This window comes from Fictibacillus sp. WQ 8-8 (assembly GCF_024494405.1).
In the GTDB taxonomy this organism is placed as follows: domain Bacteria; phylum Bacillota; class Bacilli; order Bacillales; family Fictibacillaceae; genus Fictibacillus_C; species Fictibacillus_C marinisediminis.
In genome coordinates this window covers 211,732-227,299 of sequence record NZ_JAMXKG010000005.1, presented here as the reverse complement: position 1 = coordinate 227,299, position 15,568 = coordinate 211,732, and the positions used below count along the sequence as shown (strand labels likewise).

Below are 15,568 nucleotides of genomic sequence, written 5' to 3'. Positions count from 1 at the left end.
TTTATAAATGCAGCTTTAAGTTAATATCTTGATGGGTTCTGTACCAAAGCCATAAATCATTAATTACAGATGCTAGTTCAGCGATCTCCCAATTGAGTTTGCATGAGCGTTCGAAGTTTTCTTCAACACCGAGCTGATCCTGTTTTGTATTGATGATCTGTTCAATGTCGTGGATACGGTCAGGAATGGTACCCCGTATGGATTCCCATTGTGCCAATATTCCTTCCTGTCTGGCGGGAGCGTAGTCTTCCCAAGCCTTTTGCAATAAGGGAAGCTCAATGCCAAGCCGTTCATTAAAAACAAATTCGGTTGCCACGTGTATCACCTCTTCTTTATTTTACATGAAAAAGCATGTTGCTGCGAATGAATAAAAACTAATATTTATACATTTTGATAAATAATTATTGAAAAAATACTCAAATGTTGTTATAGTGGTTTCAGAAGATATAATCTGAAGTTGCAGTGAGCAGCTTCTTTTATTTTTATTTATGAATGTATAAAAATTTATAATTAAGTATTTTAATGCAAAGGGGTTTTATAGATGGCAAATAAAAAAGTGGTATTAGCGTATTCAGGCGGATTGGATACTTCAGTAGCAATTAAATGGCTTCAAGAAAAAGGATACGATGTGATCGCACTTGGTCTTGATGTAGGAGAAGGAAAGGACCTGGAGTTTGTTAAAGAGAAGGCTCTGATGGTTGGAGCGATCGAATCCATTAGCTTAGATGTAAAAAAAGAGTTTGCTAAGGACTATGTACTGCCGGCTCTTCAAGGCCATGCAATGTATGAAGGGAAATACCCTGTACTTTCAGCGCTTTCCCGACCGCTGATCGCTAAAAAATTGGTCGAGGTTGCAGAACAGTACGGAGCTCATGCTGTGGCCCATGGCTGTACCGGGAAAGGAAACGATCAGGTTCGATTTGAAGTTTCCATTTCTGCGTTGAACCCTGATCTTGAAGTCATTGCTCCTGTACGTGAGTGGGGATGGTCGCGTGATGAAGAGATTGAATATGCAAAAAAACATAACATCCCGATTCCTGCCACACTGGACAGTCCTTATTCCGTCGATCAAAACCTTTGGGGCAGAGCCAACGAATGCGGAATATTGGAAGACCCATGGGTGGCTCCCCCAGAGGATGCGTATGATTTAACGGCTCCTCTGGAGGAAGCACCTGACACACCGGATATGATCGAAATTACATTTGAAGAAGGTGTTCCGGTAGCTTTAAATGGCATTCCTTTCAGCTTGGAACAGCTGATCCAGCAATTGAATAAAGTGGCCGGAGCCCATGGCATCGGACGTATCGATCATGTGGAAAATCGTTTGGTGGGAATTAAATCAAGAGAAATATATGAATGTCCTGCTGCGGTTACATTGCTGAAAGCACACAGTGAGCTGGAAGACATCACGCTTGTGAAAGAAGTGGCACACTTTAAACCGGTCGTTGAGAAGAAGCTTACAGAAGTTATTTATGAAGGTCTTTGGTTCTCTCCAATCCGCCAGGCACTGCAAGCCTTTTTACAGGAAACACAAAAACATGTGACAGGTGTTGTACGTGTTAAGCTGTTCAAAGGGCATGCCATCGTAGAAGGCCGTAAGTCACCGTTCTCTCTCTATGATGAAAAACTTGCAACTTACTCAACACAGGATACATTTAACCATCAGGATGCTGTTGGTTTCATCTCCCTATGGGGGCTTCCCACAAAAGTGAGCAGCAAGGTGCAGCATAACGGGGTGAAAGTATGACAACTAAATTATGGGGAGGAAGATTTACCGAAGCGGCTGAACAATGGGTCGATGAATTCGGTGCTTCCATTTCATTTGATAAAGAACTAGTAGAAGAAGATCTCGCGGGAAGCATTGCCCATGTTACAATGCTTTCCAAATGCGGAATCATTACAGAGGAAGAAGCAGAGACAATCAGAGGCGGACTACAGACGCTGTTAAAAAAAGCACAAAACGGTGAACTGGAGTACAAAGTGGACTATGAAGACATCCATCTAAACCTGGAAAAGCTTTTGACAGACGAGGTGGGCCCTGTTGGCGGTAAGCTTCATACCGCAAGAAGCAGGAATGACCAGGTAGCCACTGACATCCACCTCTACATGAAAAAGCAGGTCTCTTCGTTCATCGAGCAGATCAATCAGCTTCAAACAGTATTAGTGTCTCTTGCTGAAGAGCACGTGGAAACCATCTTGCCAGGTTATACACATCTTCAAAGAGCTCAGCCTGTATCCTTTGCTCACCATATTATGGCTTATTTCTGGATGTTTCAGCGTGACAAGGAACGTCTTTCTGACAGCATGAAGCGTATCGATCTATGTCCTCTCGGTGCCGGTGCACTTGCGGGAACGACTTTTCCGATCGACAGAGCGTTCACGGCTCAGCTTCTGGGCTTTGAAGATATCTATCAAAACAGCCTAGATGCAGTAAGCGACCGTGACTTTTTGGTCGAGTTCTGCAGTAATGCTTCCCTTGTGATGATGCATTTGTCACGATTCTGCGAAGAGCTGATTCTTTGGTCATCTCAGGAATTTCAATTTGTTGAGATCAGTGATTCCTTTGCAACAGGAAGCAGCATGATGCCGCAGAAGAAGAACCCGGATATGGCTGAACTGATCCGCGGCAAAACAGGCCGTGTATATGGAAGCCTTACCACATTGCTTACGGTGTTGAAGGGACTTCCACTTGCTTACAACAAAGATATGCAGGAGGATAAAGAGCCTTTATTTGATGCAGTTACAACATTAAAGGGTTCATTGTCCATCTTTACCGGCATGATAGAGAGCATTACGGTCCGCCAGGAAAACATGCAAAAAGCGGTCTCATCCGATTTTTCCAATGCGACAGAACTTGCTGATTATCTTGTTAACAAAGGCATCCCATTCCGTGAGGCGCATGAAATTGTAGGTAAACTGGTGCTGACTTGTATCCAGAAGAACGTGTACCTGCTGGATCTTTCGTTTGATCAATACCTAGCGGCTTCATCTTGTTTTGAAAAGGATGTGTTTGATGTCCTTCAGGCGAAGACCGTTGTTTCTAGACGAAATTCCGCAGGCGGAACAGGGTTTGAAGCCGTTCGAGCTGCGCTTGAGATTGCTAAAACTAAGATCTGATTACCCAGATTGTGGCACACTATTTTCTCCTTCATTAGAGAACAATATGGTTAAAATCATGAAGGAGGATGAGCATGCCAGAAAAAAAACCAGCATCATTTGTGGATTTTGATCAGGAAAATGAAATTACCGTACAGCAGCAGATCAACGAATCCTACCAAAGCGGGGTAGTGGACTACCTCGATCAAGGAAAGTCTGAATCAAAAGCTGAAGATGAAGAAAGCCTCCAATAATTAGAAAGACAGAAAAAGCAGGATGACCTTTGTCATTCTGCTTTTTTTAATTTACCTTTTTGTCTGTATTTAATATCGGATCGCTATGGTCCTGAATAGACTTAGTTATGTGGAAATGGTTACAATGATAATGAAGTAGTAAGATAAGACATTCAGACATTATTATTACACGAGGCTTCTGGGAGGTGGAACGGTGAGGCATGCCATTGTTACAGCAGGATCTAAAGGACTGGGCAAAAAAGTGTCAGAACAGCTAATCAAGCAGGGGTGTTCCATCACTGTAAACTATCGAAGTGACGAAAATGCAGTGAGTCAGCTAAAGCGGGAATGGAAAAGCGATGAGGACCGGATACAGTTTATAAAAGGTGATGTGACAAAAAAAGAAGATATCCGGCACATTTGTGAATCCGCAATGGAAAGGTTTGGACGCATCGACTATCTCATCAATAATGCAGGTCCTTATGTGTTTGAACGGAAAAAACTTGCCGATTACGAAGACCATGAATGGTATGAGATGATCGATGGCAATCTGAGCTCCGTATACCATTTCCTCAAATTAACAATTCCTGTGATGAGAAAAAATGGCTTTGGCCGCATTATCACCTATGGATTCCAGGATGCAGAATATACTCCTGGCTGGGTGTACCGTTCAGCCTTCAGCGCAGCGAAAGTGGGTCTCGTATCTTTAACAAAAACGATCGCGCTAGAGGAAGCAGAACATGGCATAACGGCAAATATGGTCTGTCCAGGAAATATTATCGGAGACATGAAGGAAGCCGGAATTGAAGAAGCGAGAGTTTTAAAAGATAAAGACACTCCGATTGGACGTTCTGGCACAGGGGAGGATATCGCCCGCCTGATCGCGTTTCTCTGCGAAGAGAACTCAGACATGGTAACAGGCAGCATCATTTCAGCTACCGGGGGGCTCGATGTGATCAATAGGCATCGTAAATAATTAATTGGTTTTTATATTATTTTTTTAGTGGTATGTTAACAATGCATTGACACGTTTTTACATAAATAATCATTGGCATACAATGAGGAGGATGAAAAAATGAAGATCGGTGTTCCTACAGAAGTGAAAAATAATGAAAACCGTGTGGCAATGACACCCGCAGGCGTCCTGAACTTAGTGGCTTCCGGCCATGAGGTATACATTCAGACCGGCGCGGGAGAAGGTTCGGGTTTTCATGACAGCGAGTATGAAAAGGCAGGAGGTACGGTTGTTCAGACCGCAGATCAGGCTTGGTCCATGGATATGGTCATGAAGGTGAAAGAGCCTCTTCCTGAGGAATACGGATATTTTAGGGAAGGACTCATTCTTTTCACTTACCTGCACCTTGCTCCTGAACCTGAGTTAACAAAAGCGCTGATTGATAACAAAGTAGTGGGCATTGCTTATGAAACGGTACAATTGCCCAACCGTTCACTTCCTCTTTTGACGCCAATGAGTGAAGTGGCGGGACGGATGTCTGCACAGATTGGTGCTCAATTCCTTGAGAAGCCAAAAGGCGGAAAAGGAATTCTGCTTGGCGGCGTACCGGGAGTAAAACGAGGAAAAGTAACCGTTATCGGCGGCGGTGTCGTCGGAACGAATGCAGCGAAAATTGCAATGGGTCTCGGGGCAGATGTTACGATCATTGATTTAAGCCCTGAAAGGCTAAGACACCTGGATGACATTTTTGGTGCGGAAATCAATACCCTGATCTCCAATCCTTTAAATATCGCACTGGCGGTCAGTGAATCAGACCTGGTGATCGGTGCAGTTCTTATTCCGGGAGCTCGGGCACCAAAGCTGGTTACTGAGGAAATGATCAAATCCATGAAGCCGGGATCAGTGATAGTTGACGTAGCCATTGACCAAGGCGGAATTTTTGAAACGGTAGATAAGATCACGACGCATGACAATCCAACCTATGAAAAGCATGGTGTTCTTCATTATGCTGTAGCCAATATGCCTGGAGCGGTGCCTAGAACTTCAACGATCGCTCTTACGAATGTAACCGTCCCATATGCCGTGCAGATCGCCAATCTGGGATATAAAGAAGCTTGCCGGAAAAATGAAGCTCTTTTAAAAGGAATCAATACATTGGAAGGGTATGTCACATACGAAGCCGTAGCAGAAGCTCATGGACTGGAATATAAATCTGTGCACGAGTTTATTGATAAATAAAGAAAAGCGGATCCTTTGCGGATCCGCTTTTTTATGTCTGTTCTTATTTAACGATTACCAGTTCTTTCGTAAACTGAGTGAGGCACTCATGGCCGTTTTCAGTGATATACACATCATCTTCAATTCGGACGCCGCCAACTTCTGGGAGGTAAATCCCTGGTTCGATCGTGTAGACCATGCCTTTGGTCAGCTTATCGTTATTTTTTTCGTTCATGGAAGGATGCTCATGAACATCAAGACCAAGGCCGTGGCCGATGCGATGCGGGAAATATTGGCCATAGCCGGCATCTTCAATCACTTTTCTTGCGGTCAGGTCGAGATCTCCGACACGGGTGCCTGGTTTACTGAGATCAAGAGATGCCTGCTGTGCTTTCTTAACGATTTCATAAATTTCTTTTTGCTTTTCAGAAACAGACTGATAAGCGACTGTTCTTGTAATATCTGAACAATATCCGTCCACGACTACACCAAGATCAAACAAGACAAAATCTCCGGGCTGGATCTCTTTCATTCCAGGGTTTCCGTGAGGCATGGCCGATTTTTCCCCTGCCAGAATGGTGGTTGAAAACGACATTTCTGCTGCTCCCTTTTTCTTAAGTGCGTATTCCACGGTAGCAACGAGTTCAAGTTCAGTAACGCCTTTTCCGATAGCAGCAATGCCCGTTTCTACTCCAAAATCAGCAAGACGGGCTGCTTCACGAAGAATAGAGATTTCGTCCTCGCTTTTGATCAGCCGCATGGCGTTCAGTTCATGCTCCACTGAAACGAGGGATGCATTGGGGAACAGGTTCAACAGCTGCATGCCGCGATGATAAGAAAGGTGTTCTTTTTCAACGGCGATGGAATCCACTGAAGTAATGCCTCGGTCATTGATGCGTTCAGAAAGCATCTCCCAAGGGTTGTCAGTATCTGAGAAACCAATAATCTCGTGCTTCCATCCGGCGTTTCTTGCCTGCAGCTCTTCCATTCCGGGACAGACAAGAATTGGTTCTTTGTCCTGGAAAACAAAAACTCCTAAAAGGCGCTCATGTGGAAAACACCGAAAACCGGACAAATAGTAAACATTGGCCGTTGACGTAACAAAAGCCCCTTGAATATTTTGTTCTTTCAGCCAAGTTGAGAGTGCTTCAATTTTTTGCATGATCTTTATCTTCCTTTCTTATGTATGACGGATTATATTGGTAACGGTGGAGATATCCTATACTTTCAATGTATCACTATGGATATGGGATGTAAACGAAGCCCCTCAAGAAAAGCGGCGTTTAAGAAGCAGAAAAAACGGAAATGAGAAGGAAATGAAGGTACTATTTCGAATTGTAGAAATGAGAAAGTAAAAGGAGATGTTGAACATGAAGCTGACTTTTCACGGACAATCTGCGGTAGAGATCCAGACCGAAAAACATTCCATCTGGATTGATCCTTTTATTAAAGGCAATGATACTGCTGTGGTGGATATTGAGGATGTAAAGCCGGATGTCATCCTGCTGACACATGGACACAATGACCATGCAGGCGATGCGGAAGAAATCGCAAGAAAGAATAACAGTCTAATTGTTGCCCCATTTGAACTGGCTGAATATTTTGGAACCAAGGGGCTGAACGTCCATCCGATGCACATCGGAGGCGGCCATCAATTTGAGTGGGGCCATGTGAAATGGACCCAGGCTTTCCACGGCTCCAGCTTTACGGAAGAAGACGGCACGGTCGTATACACCGGGATGCCTGCAGGTATCCTATTTACTGCTGAAGGAAAGACCATCTATCATGCAGGTGATACAGCTTTATTTTCGGATATGAAGCTGATTGGTGAGAGAAATAATGTTGATGTGGCGTTTTTGCCGATCGGTGACAATTTTACGATGGGGCCAGAAGACGCTGCCACGGCTGCTGAATGGGTGAACGCCAAGCTTACGGTGCCGATCCATTATAATACGTTCCCACTCATAGAGCAGGATGCGGATCAGTTTGTATCTTCTTTAAAAGTGGAAGGTAAAGTTCTGAAACCGGGTGAATCCATCGAAAGATAGCTGTATGTTTAGTCTGCCTCCTTGTCATGATGCATAAGCATGGGATAAGGAGGTTTTTATTATGGTCAGTAACCGTACGTTAAAAGCTTTATGTCTGTTGGCGCTTCTTGTATATGGAATACCCCACCTGCATTTTTCAAAGTCCGGCAGTCCTTCTTTTGTATTTTCTGTCATTTGGCTCACATTTGCTTGCATTGCTTTTATAGCACAGACGAAAGGTTTTTGGATGGCACTGGGGGAATTATCGGAAGATCCAAAACAGCGCAAGAGTGAATATAATGAGGATTCTAGGGAAACCCGCCTTAAGAATTATTGAGTTTCTGTTTTAATGTCTGTATAATCTGTATTAATCAATCTTAGTAGAACAGATAAAACAGAAGCCAAAGGAACGGTGGAAAAACGTGGCTACCAAACATGAGCAAATTATTGAATATATTGAGTCTCTTGAGATCGGTTCCAAAATCTCGGTCCGGCAGATAGCAAAAGCCTTATCTGTCAGTGAAGGTACAGCTTACCGGGCGATCAAGGAAGCTGAGAACCAGGGAGTCGTCAGCACGATTGAACGAGTGGGGACGATACGGATTGAGCGGAAGTTAAAAGAGAACATTGAAAAACTGACCTTTGCCGAGGTTGTTAATATTGTGGACGGCCAAGTGCTTGGCGGCAGGGAAGGATTACATAAAACACTGAACAAATTTGTCATCGGTGCGATGAAGCTCGATGCCATGATGAAATATGTCGACCCGGGCAGCCTTCTGATTGTCGGGAACCGGGAGAAAGTCCATGAGCTGGCACTGAACGCCGGTGCAGCTGTACTGATCACGGGTGGGTTTGACACGACAGAAGAGGTGAAAAGGCTTGCTGATTCACTTAAGCTTCCAGTCATTTCAACGAGCTATGATTCATTTACAGTAGCAACCATGATCAACAGAGCCATCTATGACCAATTGATCAAAAAGGAAATCGTTTTGGCTTCCGATATTTTGATACCGGCTGAGAACACCCATTTGCTGACCACCGCAGATGACATAGAAAAGTGGTATGAGCTGAATCATGAAACCAAGCATAGCCGGTACCCTGTCATTGACAGTCAGATGAAGGTAGTCGGCATTGTTACGTCAAAGGATATTATTGGAATGGACAGGTATACGCCCGTTGACAAGGTCATGACCCGTTCGCCGATCACAGTGAACCATAAGACTTCGGTAGCTTCCTGCGCTCACATTATGATCTGGGAAGGGATCGAGCTTTTACCTGTAGTTAATAACAGCCAAAAACTGCTTGGGATTTTGACACGGCAAGATGTCCTGAAATCTTTGCAGATGATTCAAAAGCAGCCTCAGGTCGGTGAAACGTTTGACGATCTGATCACCGCTTCCATCTCAGAGGTTAAAGATGGACAAGGCCCAAGGTATAAATTCGAAGTGACTCCGCAGATGACGAATTACCTGGGGACGGTATCCTACGGCGTTATGACAACACTGGTTATTGAAGGGGCAAGCCGGGCACTGAAAAAGATAAAAAAAGGCGACATTGTCGTCGAGAATCTAACGTTCTATTTTATCAAACCTGTGCAGATGGAAAGTATGATTGAGATTGTTCCGCGGGTACTTGAGGTCAGCAGAAAGTTTGGAAAAGTGGATGTTGAGCTCTATCATGATGGAGCGGTCGTTGGCAAGGCGCTGCTCCTGGCACAATTGATCGGTCACCGGTCATAATAAGAAAAGCGCAAGCGCTCATGTTTTGGTCCGGCAAGCGCTGAAGCTGGACACTACTTCTTTGTCTTAAATTCAAAAAAAGGATGGCTCAAGCTTGTATTCACTTGAGTCACCCTTTTTTTATTCATTGAACCGAACGGGAATTCTCTGCTTCCTCAATGGCCAGGGGAAGAAAATGTTTGTACATTTTATATCCGGCAACCATCATAAACAAGCCGTACACTGAAAAAACGATAGCGATCCAAAGCTGGATTTTGTCATCCACCATCGTGAATTCATTCAGTCCGAATGAAAGTAAGAATACGCCCAGTGCCACTTTTGCTTTAGAACCAATCCAGCTTTTTTCATAGGAAGCTTTAGATCGGACTTCTTTTACTTTATAAAAGATGTAAAATGAAAGAGAAACCACAATTAAAATTACAAATAACGGCATATTTCTTCTGACCTCCATGTTAGTAATCCTATTCCATTGTAATCGTTGAAGAAAAGAATTGCCAGAAGCTTAGGAAAGAAAAGGGAGAGATATTCGATGAAAGACAAGATACTGGAAATGATTAAAGCTTACGATAAAATCATTATACACCGGCATATACGGCCAGATCCGGATGCACTTGGTTCACAGGGAGGACTTGCCGAGATCATCAAAGCAAGCTTTCCGAAAAAAGAAATTTATCTAACTGGTGAGGAAGATCCTTCACTAACCTTTCTCGTGAAAATGGATGAGATTACAGATGAGACCTATAAGGGTGCGCTGGTCATTGTCTGTGATACAGCAAATTCACCACGAATCAGTGATGAACGGTTTAAACTGGGAGAGAAACTGATTAAGATCGATCATCATCCGAATGAAGATCCATACGGCGATGAGATATGGGTCGATACGGGGGCCAGTTCCGTGAGCGAGATGATTTATGAATGGTACGAACATGGGAAGGAAAAAGGACTGGTTTTAACCAAGGATGCTGCACGTTTGCTGTACGCGGGAATTGTAAGTGATACCGGCCGATTTTTATACAGCAATACGACTGTGAAAACCTATTATGCAGCAGGAGAACTCGTAAAGAAAGGGATCAATCCTCAGGAGATATTTGATAATCTTTATAAAGTTCATGAGAATACGGCAAGGCTGAATGGTTATGTTCTGCAGAACTTTAAAATTATTGATGGATGCGCAGGGTATATTCATCTGCCGGCGGAGATTTTAAAAGAGTATGGCGTTACGGTCAGTGAAGCTTCTTTGCTTGTCAACGCGTTTGCCAATGTGGAAGGAATGCTGGCGTGGGTGTTTTTCGTTGACGAGCCCGGACAGATCAGAGCACGGCTTCGCTCTAAAGGGCCAGTGATCAATACGCTTGCGATGCGTTATAACGGGGGAGGGCATCCAAGAGCATCAGGTGCTACCATCTACAGTGAAGAAGAATCAAAACGGCTGGTCCAAGACCTGGTAAAGCTATGCAAAGATTATCAATCTGCAAACTGAAAGCAAACAAAAAGACCCTGCTAGTCAGGGTCTTCTTGTTTAGGATTTTTCCGGGATGAACCATGAACCGATATCCGTCACATCTTCATGAACGGGAATATTCAGCTTCATCAGTTCTTTTTTTATGAGTTCGGCTACTTCTTTTGTTTCGGCAAAGGCAGAAAAACCGTTCTGTATTTTTTTGACCTGCTCACGCGCGATTTCTTTACGATTAATAATCAAGCAAAATACCCCCTCTGTCTTGCTTTCTTTTCTTATATTTTAAACAATCCTGCATAAAAATGCTATCAGATTGTTTGAATTGTCACAAAACAGTAAAACTGGATTGTTTTCAGGACATGCCGGTTCATCCTTCAGGTATGATTTTCACATGAACATCCACGGTTGTGTATAAAAATAACTGATCGACGACAACTTTGTATTTTTCGCCATCAACTTCATAGTTCTTGTTTTCAATCGCCTTATAGAGGAGCATCCGCGTTTTATAAATGGATTCAAGATCTTCTCCAAGCAGGTTTTCAAGCTGATCCTGCACAGATTCAGAGATCTCGTAAATCGTTAATTGTGAAAGTTTAAGTGTTTGATTGTTGGTGACGAATACTTTTATTTTTTGTACGCGCAGCTTTTTTTCATTGTCTTCGTTGCTTTTTTCATAGGTGCTCTTCCACTGGGCGATCTGCTCTTTAAGATCAGCGATATGATGGGATTGTTCCTTTATCGTGCTGACGTAATGTTCGACAGTCATACCGTACTGCATTAAGAAAAAGAGCCATCCGATAATGAATCCCAGCATTATTCCTGAAAAGAAACGCTGATAGCCTTTTCGGTTGAAATAAGGAGGAATTCTCATGTTAGTTCAAATTCTCCTGAGTCAGCCATTGCAGCAGCAGCATCGCTGTGTTGGCACCTGCCATCGCGATGAAAATGATGACCAGCTGTTTCACAATTTCATAGGTAGCACCGTTTAAAAAACTGCGCTCAAAGTTTGTTATGGTATCAAACGTACCGCCCATTGCAGCAACAATTGCCCAGATCTTCAGCTTTTTGGCCAGGTCGACTGTTTCCATCAAGGGGGCTTTTCCAACAAGAAAAGAAGCAAGGCCGCCGATGATGGCTCCTCCAAGAATGACGCCGAATGCAATAAAAAAAGTAATAATGATCGTGGACAGAAAATCCCTCATACGCCATCCTCCCTTTTGTATTATTTTTATGGACACGCTGAAGGGAATATGCATGTTTTCTATACGTTAGGATGATGTATTATAATAAGAATTAAATGAGATGTTAGGAAGTGGTGCAATGACATTTGTTCCGTTGCATATACATACAGAATACAGTTTGCTTGAAAGTTCCTGCCGGCTGAAGCCGCTTATTCATCGGGCAAAGGAACTTGGATTCCGTGCTCTTGCCATCACGGATAAGCTGAACATGTACGGGGTTATCCCTTTTTATAGAGAATGTATGAAGCAGGGCATCAAACCGATTATTGGGCTTGAGGTAAATCTCCTGCTCAGCCCAGTGTTTGACAAACGGCAAAAACCGGAGATCGGCAAGCTCCTGCTTTACGCCAGAAATAATGAAGGATATCAGAACTTATTGAAGATCAGCACGAAACTCATGCAAGAAACGTCTGCGGTGCCCGCATTGCAAAAAGACGTGCTGAAGGGCCATAATGGCGGGCTTCTGGCCATTTCTTCCGGAGCAGAAGGGGAAATTCAGCAGTTTATCGCAAGGGGAGAAGAAGACAGGGCGAAAGAGGCTTGCCGGCTATACCGGAATTGGTTTGGCCCTCATTTTTATCTAGGGGTAGAGGACCATGGAACAGGAAAAGAAAAAAATATAAATTTTGAGATTGAACATTTTTCGAAAGAAGAAAATATTCTTCTCGCAGCCACCCATGAAACATACTACATTCATCCAGAAGAAGCCGAATCACACGAAGTGCTGCTCTGCATCAAGAACGGGCAGAAGCTCAATGAACCAGAGCGGGAAGTTCTGCCGACAGAGGAGTTCTATTTGATCTCTTCTGAGGAAATGCAACGGCGGTTTAATCATCTGGCTGGTGCCATTGACGCAACCGCAAAGATTGCTGCCGACTGTAATGTGGAATTGGCGTTCGGCCAGCAGCTGATTCCCGAGTTTCCACTTCCTGAAGGCACTGATTCTTCAGTATATTTGAGAGAGCTTTGTCTGCAGGGTGCAGCAGTACGATACGGTGAAACAAATGAAAAGGTACTTCAACGGCTCAATTATGAACTGGACATTATCCATAAGATGAAGTTCGATGATTACTTTTTAATCGTCTGGGATTTTATGAAATTTGCCCATGAATCAGGAATGATAACCGGTCCGGGGCGGGGATCAGCAGCAGGGTCGCTCGTAGCTTATGTATTGCGTATTACGGACGTTGACCCGATTAAGCATGATCTCCTGTTTGAACGGTTTTTAAATCCTGAAAGGGTCACGATGCCCGATATCGATATTGATTTTCCGGACATCAGAAGAGATGAAGTGCTTCAATATGTAAAAGAAAAGTATGGGAATGAGCGTGTAGCACAGATTATTACGTTTGGGACACTCGCGGCAAAAGCAGCGATCCGTGATACAGCAAGAGTGCTTAATTTGCCGGGAAACTTGGTGGATTCGGTATCCAGGCAGATTCCTTCTCGTCCAGGGATGACCCTGTCAAGGGCAGCAGAGGAATCATTCGGACTGCAGAAGCTGATAAAAGAATCACCGCAGGTCCAAAAACTCCTTGAAGTTGCAGGCACGCTCGAAGGGCTGCCCCGTCATGCTTCCACCCATGCGGCGGGCGTTATTATCAGCGGCCGGCCGTTAACCGAATACACTCCTCTGCAGGCTGGAAATGAAGGAATTCCTCTGACTCAATTCAGCATGGAATGGCTTGAAGAGATCGGACTGCTGAAGATGGATTTTCTTGGACTGAGAAATCTTACCTTGCTGGAAGAAATATGCTCGCTGGTACAGAAAGGAACAGGAAGGAAGATCAATCTTAGCGAAATTCCTTTTAATGATTCATCTACATTTGAAATGCTGAGCAAAGGAGATACGACTGGCATTTTTCAGCTGGAATCAGACGGGATGAGAAGGGTGCTTCAGCAATTAAAGCCGACAGAATTTGAAGACATCGTGGCAGTAAATGCGCTTTACAGGCCGGGTCCGATGCAGAACATCCCGGATTATATTGCCGGAAAACATAAACAGCGCAGTGTGGAGTACCGCCATCCCGATCTTGAACCGATCCTGAAACCCACTTACGGAGTTATCGTTTATCAAGAACAGATCATGAAAATTGCTTCGGAAATGGCAGGTTTCTCTCTTGGTGAAGCTGACCTTCTGAGGCGAGCGGTAAGTAAAAAAAAGCGGGATGTACTTGATCGGGAACGGGAGCACTTTGTGCGGGGCTGTCTAACAAAAGGACATGATGAGCATACCGCGAACGGCCTCTATGACTTAATCGTCCGGTTTGCGGATTACGGGTTTAATAGAAGCCACGCTGCAGCATACAGTGTCATCGCCTACCAGCTTGCTTATCTAAAATCCAATTACCCGCTCTACTTTATGGCCGCTCTATTATCAAGCGTCACCGGCAATCCTGAAAAAATTGAACAATACATTAAAGAATGTGCAGAGAAAAACATCACGGTAAAGCCTCCTTCGATTATTAGCAGTTTTCTCCATTTTACTGTTGAAGGAGATTGTGTTAGATTTGGTCTGTTGTGCATAAAAAACGCCGGTTATCAAGCAATGAAACATGTTATTGCCGCAAGGGAACAGCATCCGTTTCACGATTTGTTCGATGTTTGTGCCTTTTCTCCTGCCAAGGCTGTAAACAAGCGCACGCTCGAATCGTTGATCTTCGCGGGAGCGCTTGACGATTTTGGACAGGATAGAGCTTGTCTTCTCGCCTCTTTGGACCGGGCGATAGAGTATGGAGATAAAGTGCAGGCTTATCGTGAAGAAAATCAATTTCAGCTGTTTGAAGAACAGGACAGCATCAGGAAGCCGGAATATGTGGAAGTTCCTCCTTTTCAAGAGACAGAACGCTTGAAGTTTGAACAAGAGGCGCTCGGGTTTTATCTATCCGGCCATCCTCTGAAAAAATATCAGCCTGTCCTTGGCAGATTCAGTGCCGTTTCGATCGGGCAGGCGCTAAGGCAAAGTGCCAAATCCGCAGTACGTTTAGGCATCATGGTGACCAAAGCAAGAACCATTAAGACGAAAAAAGGCGAACTGATGGCTTTCTTATCGGGAAGCGATGAGTCTGGAGAAATAGAATTTGTCGCCTTTCCTAAGGTTTACAAAGCCTATCACGACCTTTTGCAGAAAGGTGAATTTCTGCTAGTTGAAGGTACTCTTGAGGAGAAGGAAGGAGCAAGGCAGGTACTGCTTAATAAAGCGGGACTGCTCTCCTCCCTCAATGAACGGGAAGAAGTTCAAGAACAACAGCAAGTGCTGTATTTAAAAATACAAGAGAATCCGTCTTCTACCCGCTTGAATCATCTCAAGGATCTTCTGCGTTCCAGCCATGGAAATGCCGAAGTCATTCTGTATTATGAACAGGACCGCAAAAGCGTAAAGCTATCCCAATTGATTGCCCCCACCACAGAGCTTCTCTCGAAAATTAAAGAGCTTATTGGGGCTGAAAACGTGGTTTTAAAAGGGAAGTAATGTCTTTACAGCCTGCATGCATCTGTTATAATAAATAAGTCAATGAATGGTGGTCTGACCACCAATTAGATTGTTTTATGATGGATATAAGCACACATTGCCAATTAAGGACATTGCTTCACCAAACC

General features: G+C 43.9%; 16 protein-coding genes. 10 read left to right on the top strand and 6 right to left on the bottom strand.

Translation table 11 applies throughout. The annotated features are described in order from the left end of the window. Window position 1: 1 nt before the first annotated feature. Window positions 2-316: a hypothetical protein gene (locus M1K46_RS13055; protein WP_091003940.1), complete on the bottom strand. Its 315-nt coding sequence runs from the start codon at window positions 314-316 to the stop codon at window positions 2-4. 225 nt (window positions 317-541) lie between these two features. Between M1K46_RS13055 and M1K46_RS13050 the strand changes: the two genes are divergently transcribed. From M1K46_RS13050 to ald, 5 genes are all read left to right on the top strand, one after another. After that, window positions 542-1,747: an argininosuccinate synthase gene (locus tag M1K46_RS13050; protein WP_256226288.1), complete on the top strand. Its 1,206-nt coding sequence runs from the start codon at window positions 542-544 to the stop codon at window positions 1,745-1,747. Next, entirely contained in the window at window positions 1,744-3,117 is a 1,374-nt protein-coding gene (gene argH / locus M1K46_RS13045; protein WP_062233836.1) for an argininosuccinate lyase, read from the top strand. Before M1K46_RS13050 ends, argH begins: the two co-directional genes overlap by 4 nt. A gap of 74 nt (window positions 3,118-3,191) precedes the next feature. Next, on the top strand, window positions 3,192-3,350 hold the full coding sequence (locus M1K46_RS13040; RefSeq protein ID WP_156316352.1) for a hypothetical protein: 159 nt from the start codon (window positions 3,192-3,194) through the stop codon (window positions 3,348-3,350). 193 nt (window positions 3,351-3,543) lie between these two features. Further along, complete coding sequence (locus M1K46_RS13035; RefSeq protein ID WP_062233839.1) at window positions 3,544-4,305, top strand: SDR family oxidoreductase; 762 nt, start codon at window positions 3,544-3,546, stop codon at window positions 4,303-4,305. A gap of 99 nt (window positions 4,306-4,404) precedes the next feature. Then, the gene (ald, locus tag M1K46_RS13030; protein WP_062233842.1) at window positions 4,405-5,523 is read left to right on the top strand and encodes an alanine dehydrogenase; all 1,119 of its coding nucleotides are present in this window, start codon (window positions 4,405-4,407) and stop codon (window positions 5,521-5,523) included. 43 nt (window positions 5,524-5,566) lie between these two features. Here the strand turns inward: ald and M1K46_RS13025 are convergent, their stop codons facing one another. After that, window positions 5,567-6,667, bottom strand: a complete 1,101-nt coding sequence (locus M1K46_RS13025) for a M24 family metallopeptidase (RefSeq protein WP_139223354.1) — start codon at window positions 6,665-6,667, stop codon at window positions 5,567-5,569. 205 nt (window positions 6,668-6,872) lie between these two features. Here M1K46_RS13025 and M1K46_RS13020 point away from each other — a divergent pair, with 205 nt between their 5' ends. The 3 genes from M1K46_RS13020 (at window position 6,873) to M1K46_RS13010 (ending at window position 9,268) form a co-directional block, all read left to right on the top strand. After that, the gene (locus tag M1K46_RS13020; protein WP_256226287.1) at window positions 6,873-7,550 is read left to right on the top strand and encodes a metal-dependent hydrolase; all 678 of its coding nucleotides are present in this window, start codon (window positions 6,873-6,875) and stop codon (window positions 7,548-7,550) included. A gap of 61 nt (window positions 7,551-7,611) precedes the next feature. Beyond that, the gene (locus M1K46_RS13015) at window positions 7,612-7,866 is read left to right on the top strand and encodes a hypothetical protein (protein WP_256226286.1); all 255 of its coding nucleotides are present in this window, start codon (window positions 7,612-7,614) and stop codon (window positions 7,864-7,866) included. Between the two features lie 85 nt (window positions 7,867-7,951). Next, the gene (locus M1K46_RS13010; protein ID WP_256226285.1) at window positions 7,952-9,268 is read left to right on the top strand and encodes a DRTGG domain-containing protein; all 1,317 of its coding nucleotides are present in this window, start codon (window positions 7,952-7,954) and stop codon (window positions 9,266-9,268) included. A gap of 124 nt (window positions 9,269-9,392) precedes the next feature. On the opposite strand, the gene M1K46_RS13005 is transcribed toward M1K46_RS13010, so the two are convergent. Then, window positions 9,393-9,701, bottom strand: a complete 309-nt coding sequence (locus tag M1K46_RS13005; protein ID WP_053357574.1) for a YtpI family protein — start codon at window positions 9,699-9,701, stop codon at window positions 9,393-9,395. A gap of 96 nt (window positions 9,702-9,797) precedes the next feature. Between M1K46_RS13005 and M1K46_RS13000 the strand changes: the two genes are divergently transcribed. Beyond that, the gene (locus tag M1K46_RS13000) at window positions 9,798-10,748 is read left to right on the top strand and encodes a DHH family phosphoesterase (protein ID WP_053357575.1); all 951 of its coding nucleotides are present in this window, start codon (window positions 9,798-9,800) and stop codon (window positions 10,746-10,748) included. A gap of 39 nt (window positions 10,749-10,787) precedes the next feature. On the opposite strand, the gene M1K46_RS12995 is transcribed toward M1K46_RS13000, so the two are convergent. From M1K46_RS12995 to M1K46_RS12985, 3 genes are all read right to left on the bottom strand, one after another. Further along, window positions 10,788-10,970, bottom strand: coding sequence for a hypothetical protein (locus M1K46_RS12995; RefSeq protein ID WP_053357576.1), 183 nt, complete (start codon window positions 10,968-10,970; stop codon window positions 10,788-10,790). A 124-nt stretch (window positions 10,971-11,094) separates the two neighbouring features. Further along, window positions 11,095-11,598, bottom strand: a complete 504-nt coding sequence (gene ytrI, locus M1K46_RS12990) for a sporulation membrane protein YtrI (RefSeq protein ID WP_256226284.1) — start codon at window positions 11,596-11,598, stop codon at window positions 11,095-11,097. Between the two features lies 1 nt (window position 11,599). Next, window positions 11,600-11,929, bottom strand: coding sequence for a YtrH family sporulation protein (locus M1K46_RS12985; protein ID WP_053357578.1), 330 nt, complete (start codon window positions 11,927-11,929; stop codon window positions 11,600-11,602). A gap of 118 nt (window positions 11,930-12,047) precedes the next feature. On the opposite strand from M1K46_RS12985, the gene M1K46_RS12980 reads away from it, so the two are divergent. Next, window positions 12,048-15,440, top strand: coding sequence for a DNA polymerase III subunit alpha (locus tag M1K46_RS12980; RefSeq protein ID WP_256226283.1), 3,393 nt, complete (start codon window positions 12,048-12,050; stop codon window positions 15,438-15,440). Window positions 15,441-15,568 lie beyond the last annotated feature (128 nt).

Bases quoted from the DNA above. Each gene is read 5' to 3' on its own strand.
- M1K46_RS13000 (WP_053357575.1), top strand. From the start codon at position 9,798: ATGAAAGACAAGATACTGGAAATGATTAAAGCTTACGATAAAATCATT.
- ald (WP_062233842.1), top strand. From the start codon at position 4,405: ATGAAGATCGGTGTTCCTACAGAAGTGAAAAATAATGAAAACCGTGTG.
- M1K46_RS12985 (WP_053357578.1), bottom strand. From the start codon at position 11,929: ATGAGGGATTTTCTGTCCACGATCATTATTACTTTTTTTATTGCATTC.
- M1K46_RS13040 (WP_156316352.1), top strand. From the start codon at position 3,192: ATGCCAGAAAAAAAACCAGCATCATTTGTGGATTTTGATCAGGAAAAT.
- M1K46_RS12980 (WP_256226283.1), top strand. From the start codon at position 12,048: ATGACATTTGTTCCGTTGCATATACATACAGAATACAGTTTGCTTGAA.
- M1K46_RS13020 (WP_256226287.1), top strand. From the start codon at position 6,873: ATGAAGCTGACTTTTCACGGACAATCTGCGGTAGAGATCCAGACCGAA.
- M1K46_RS13005 (WP_053357574.1), bottom strand. From the start codon at position 9,701: ATGCCGTTATTTGTAATTTTAATTGTGGTTTCTCTTTCATTTTACATC.
- M1K46_RS13050 (WP_256226288.1), top strand. From the start codon at position 542: ATGGCAAATAAAAAAGTGGTATTAGCGTATTCAGGCGGATTGGATACT.
- M1K46_RS13015 (WP_256226286.1), top strand. From the start codon at position 7,612: ATGGTCAGTAACCGTACGTTAAAAGCTTTATGTCTGTTGGCGCTTCTT.
- ytrI (WP_256226284.1), bottom strand. From the start codon at position 11,598: ATGAGAATTCCTCCTTATTTCAACCGAAAAGGCTATCAGCGTTTCTTT.
- argH (WP_062233836.1), top strand. From the start codon at position 1,744: ATGACAACTAAATTATGGGGAGGAAGATTTACCGAAGCGGCTGAACAA.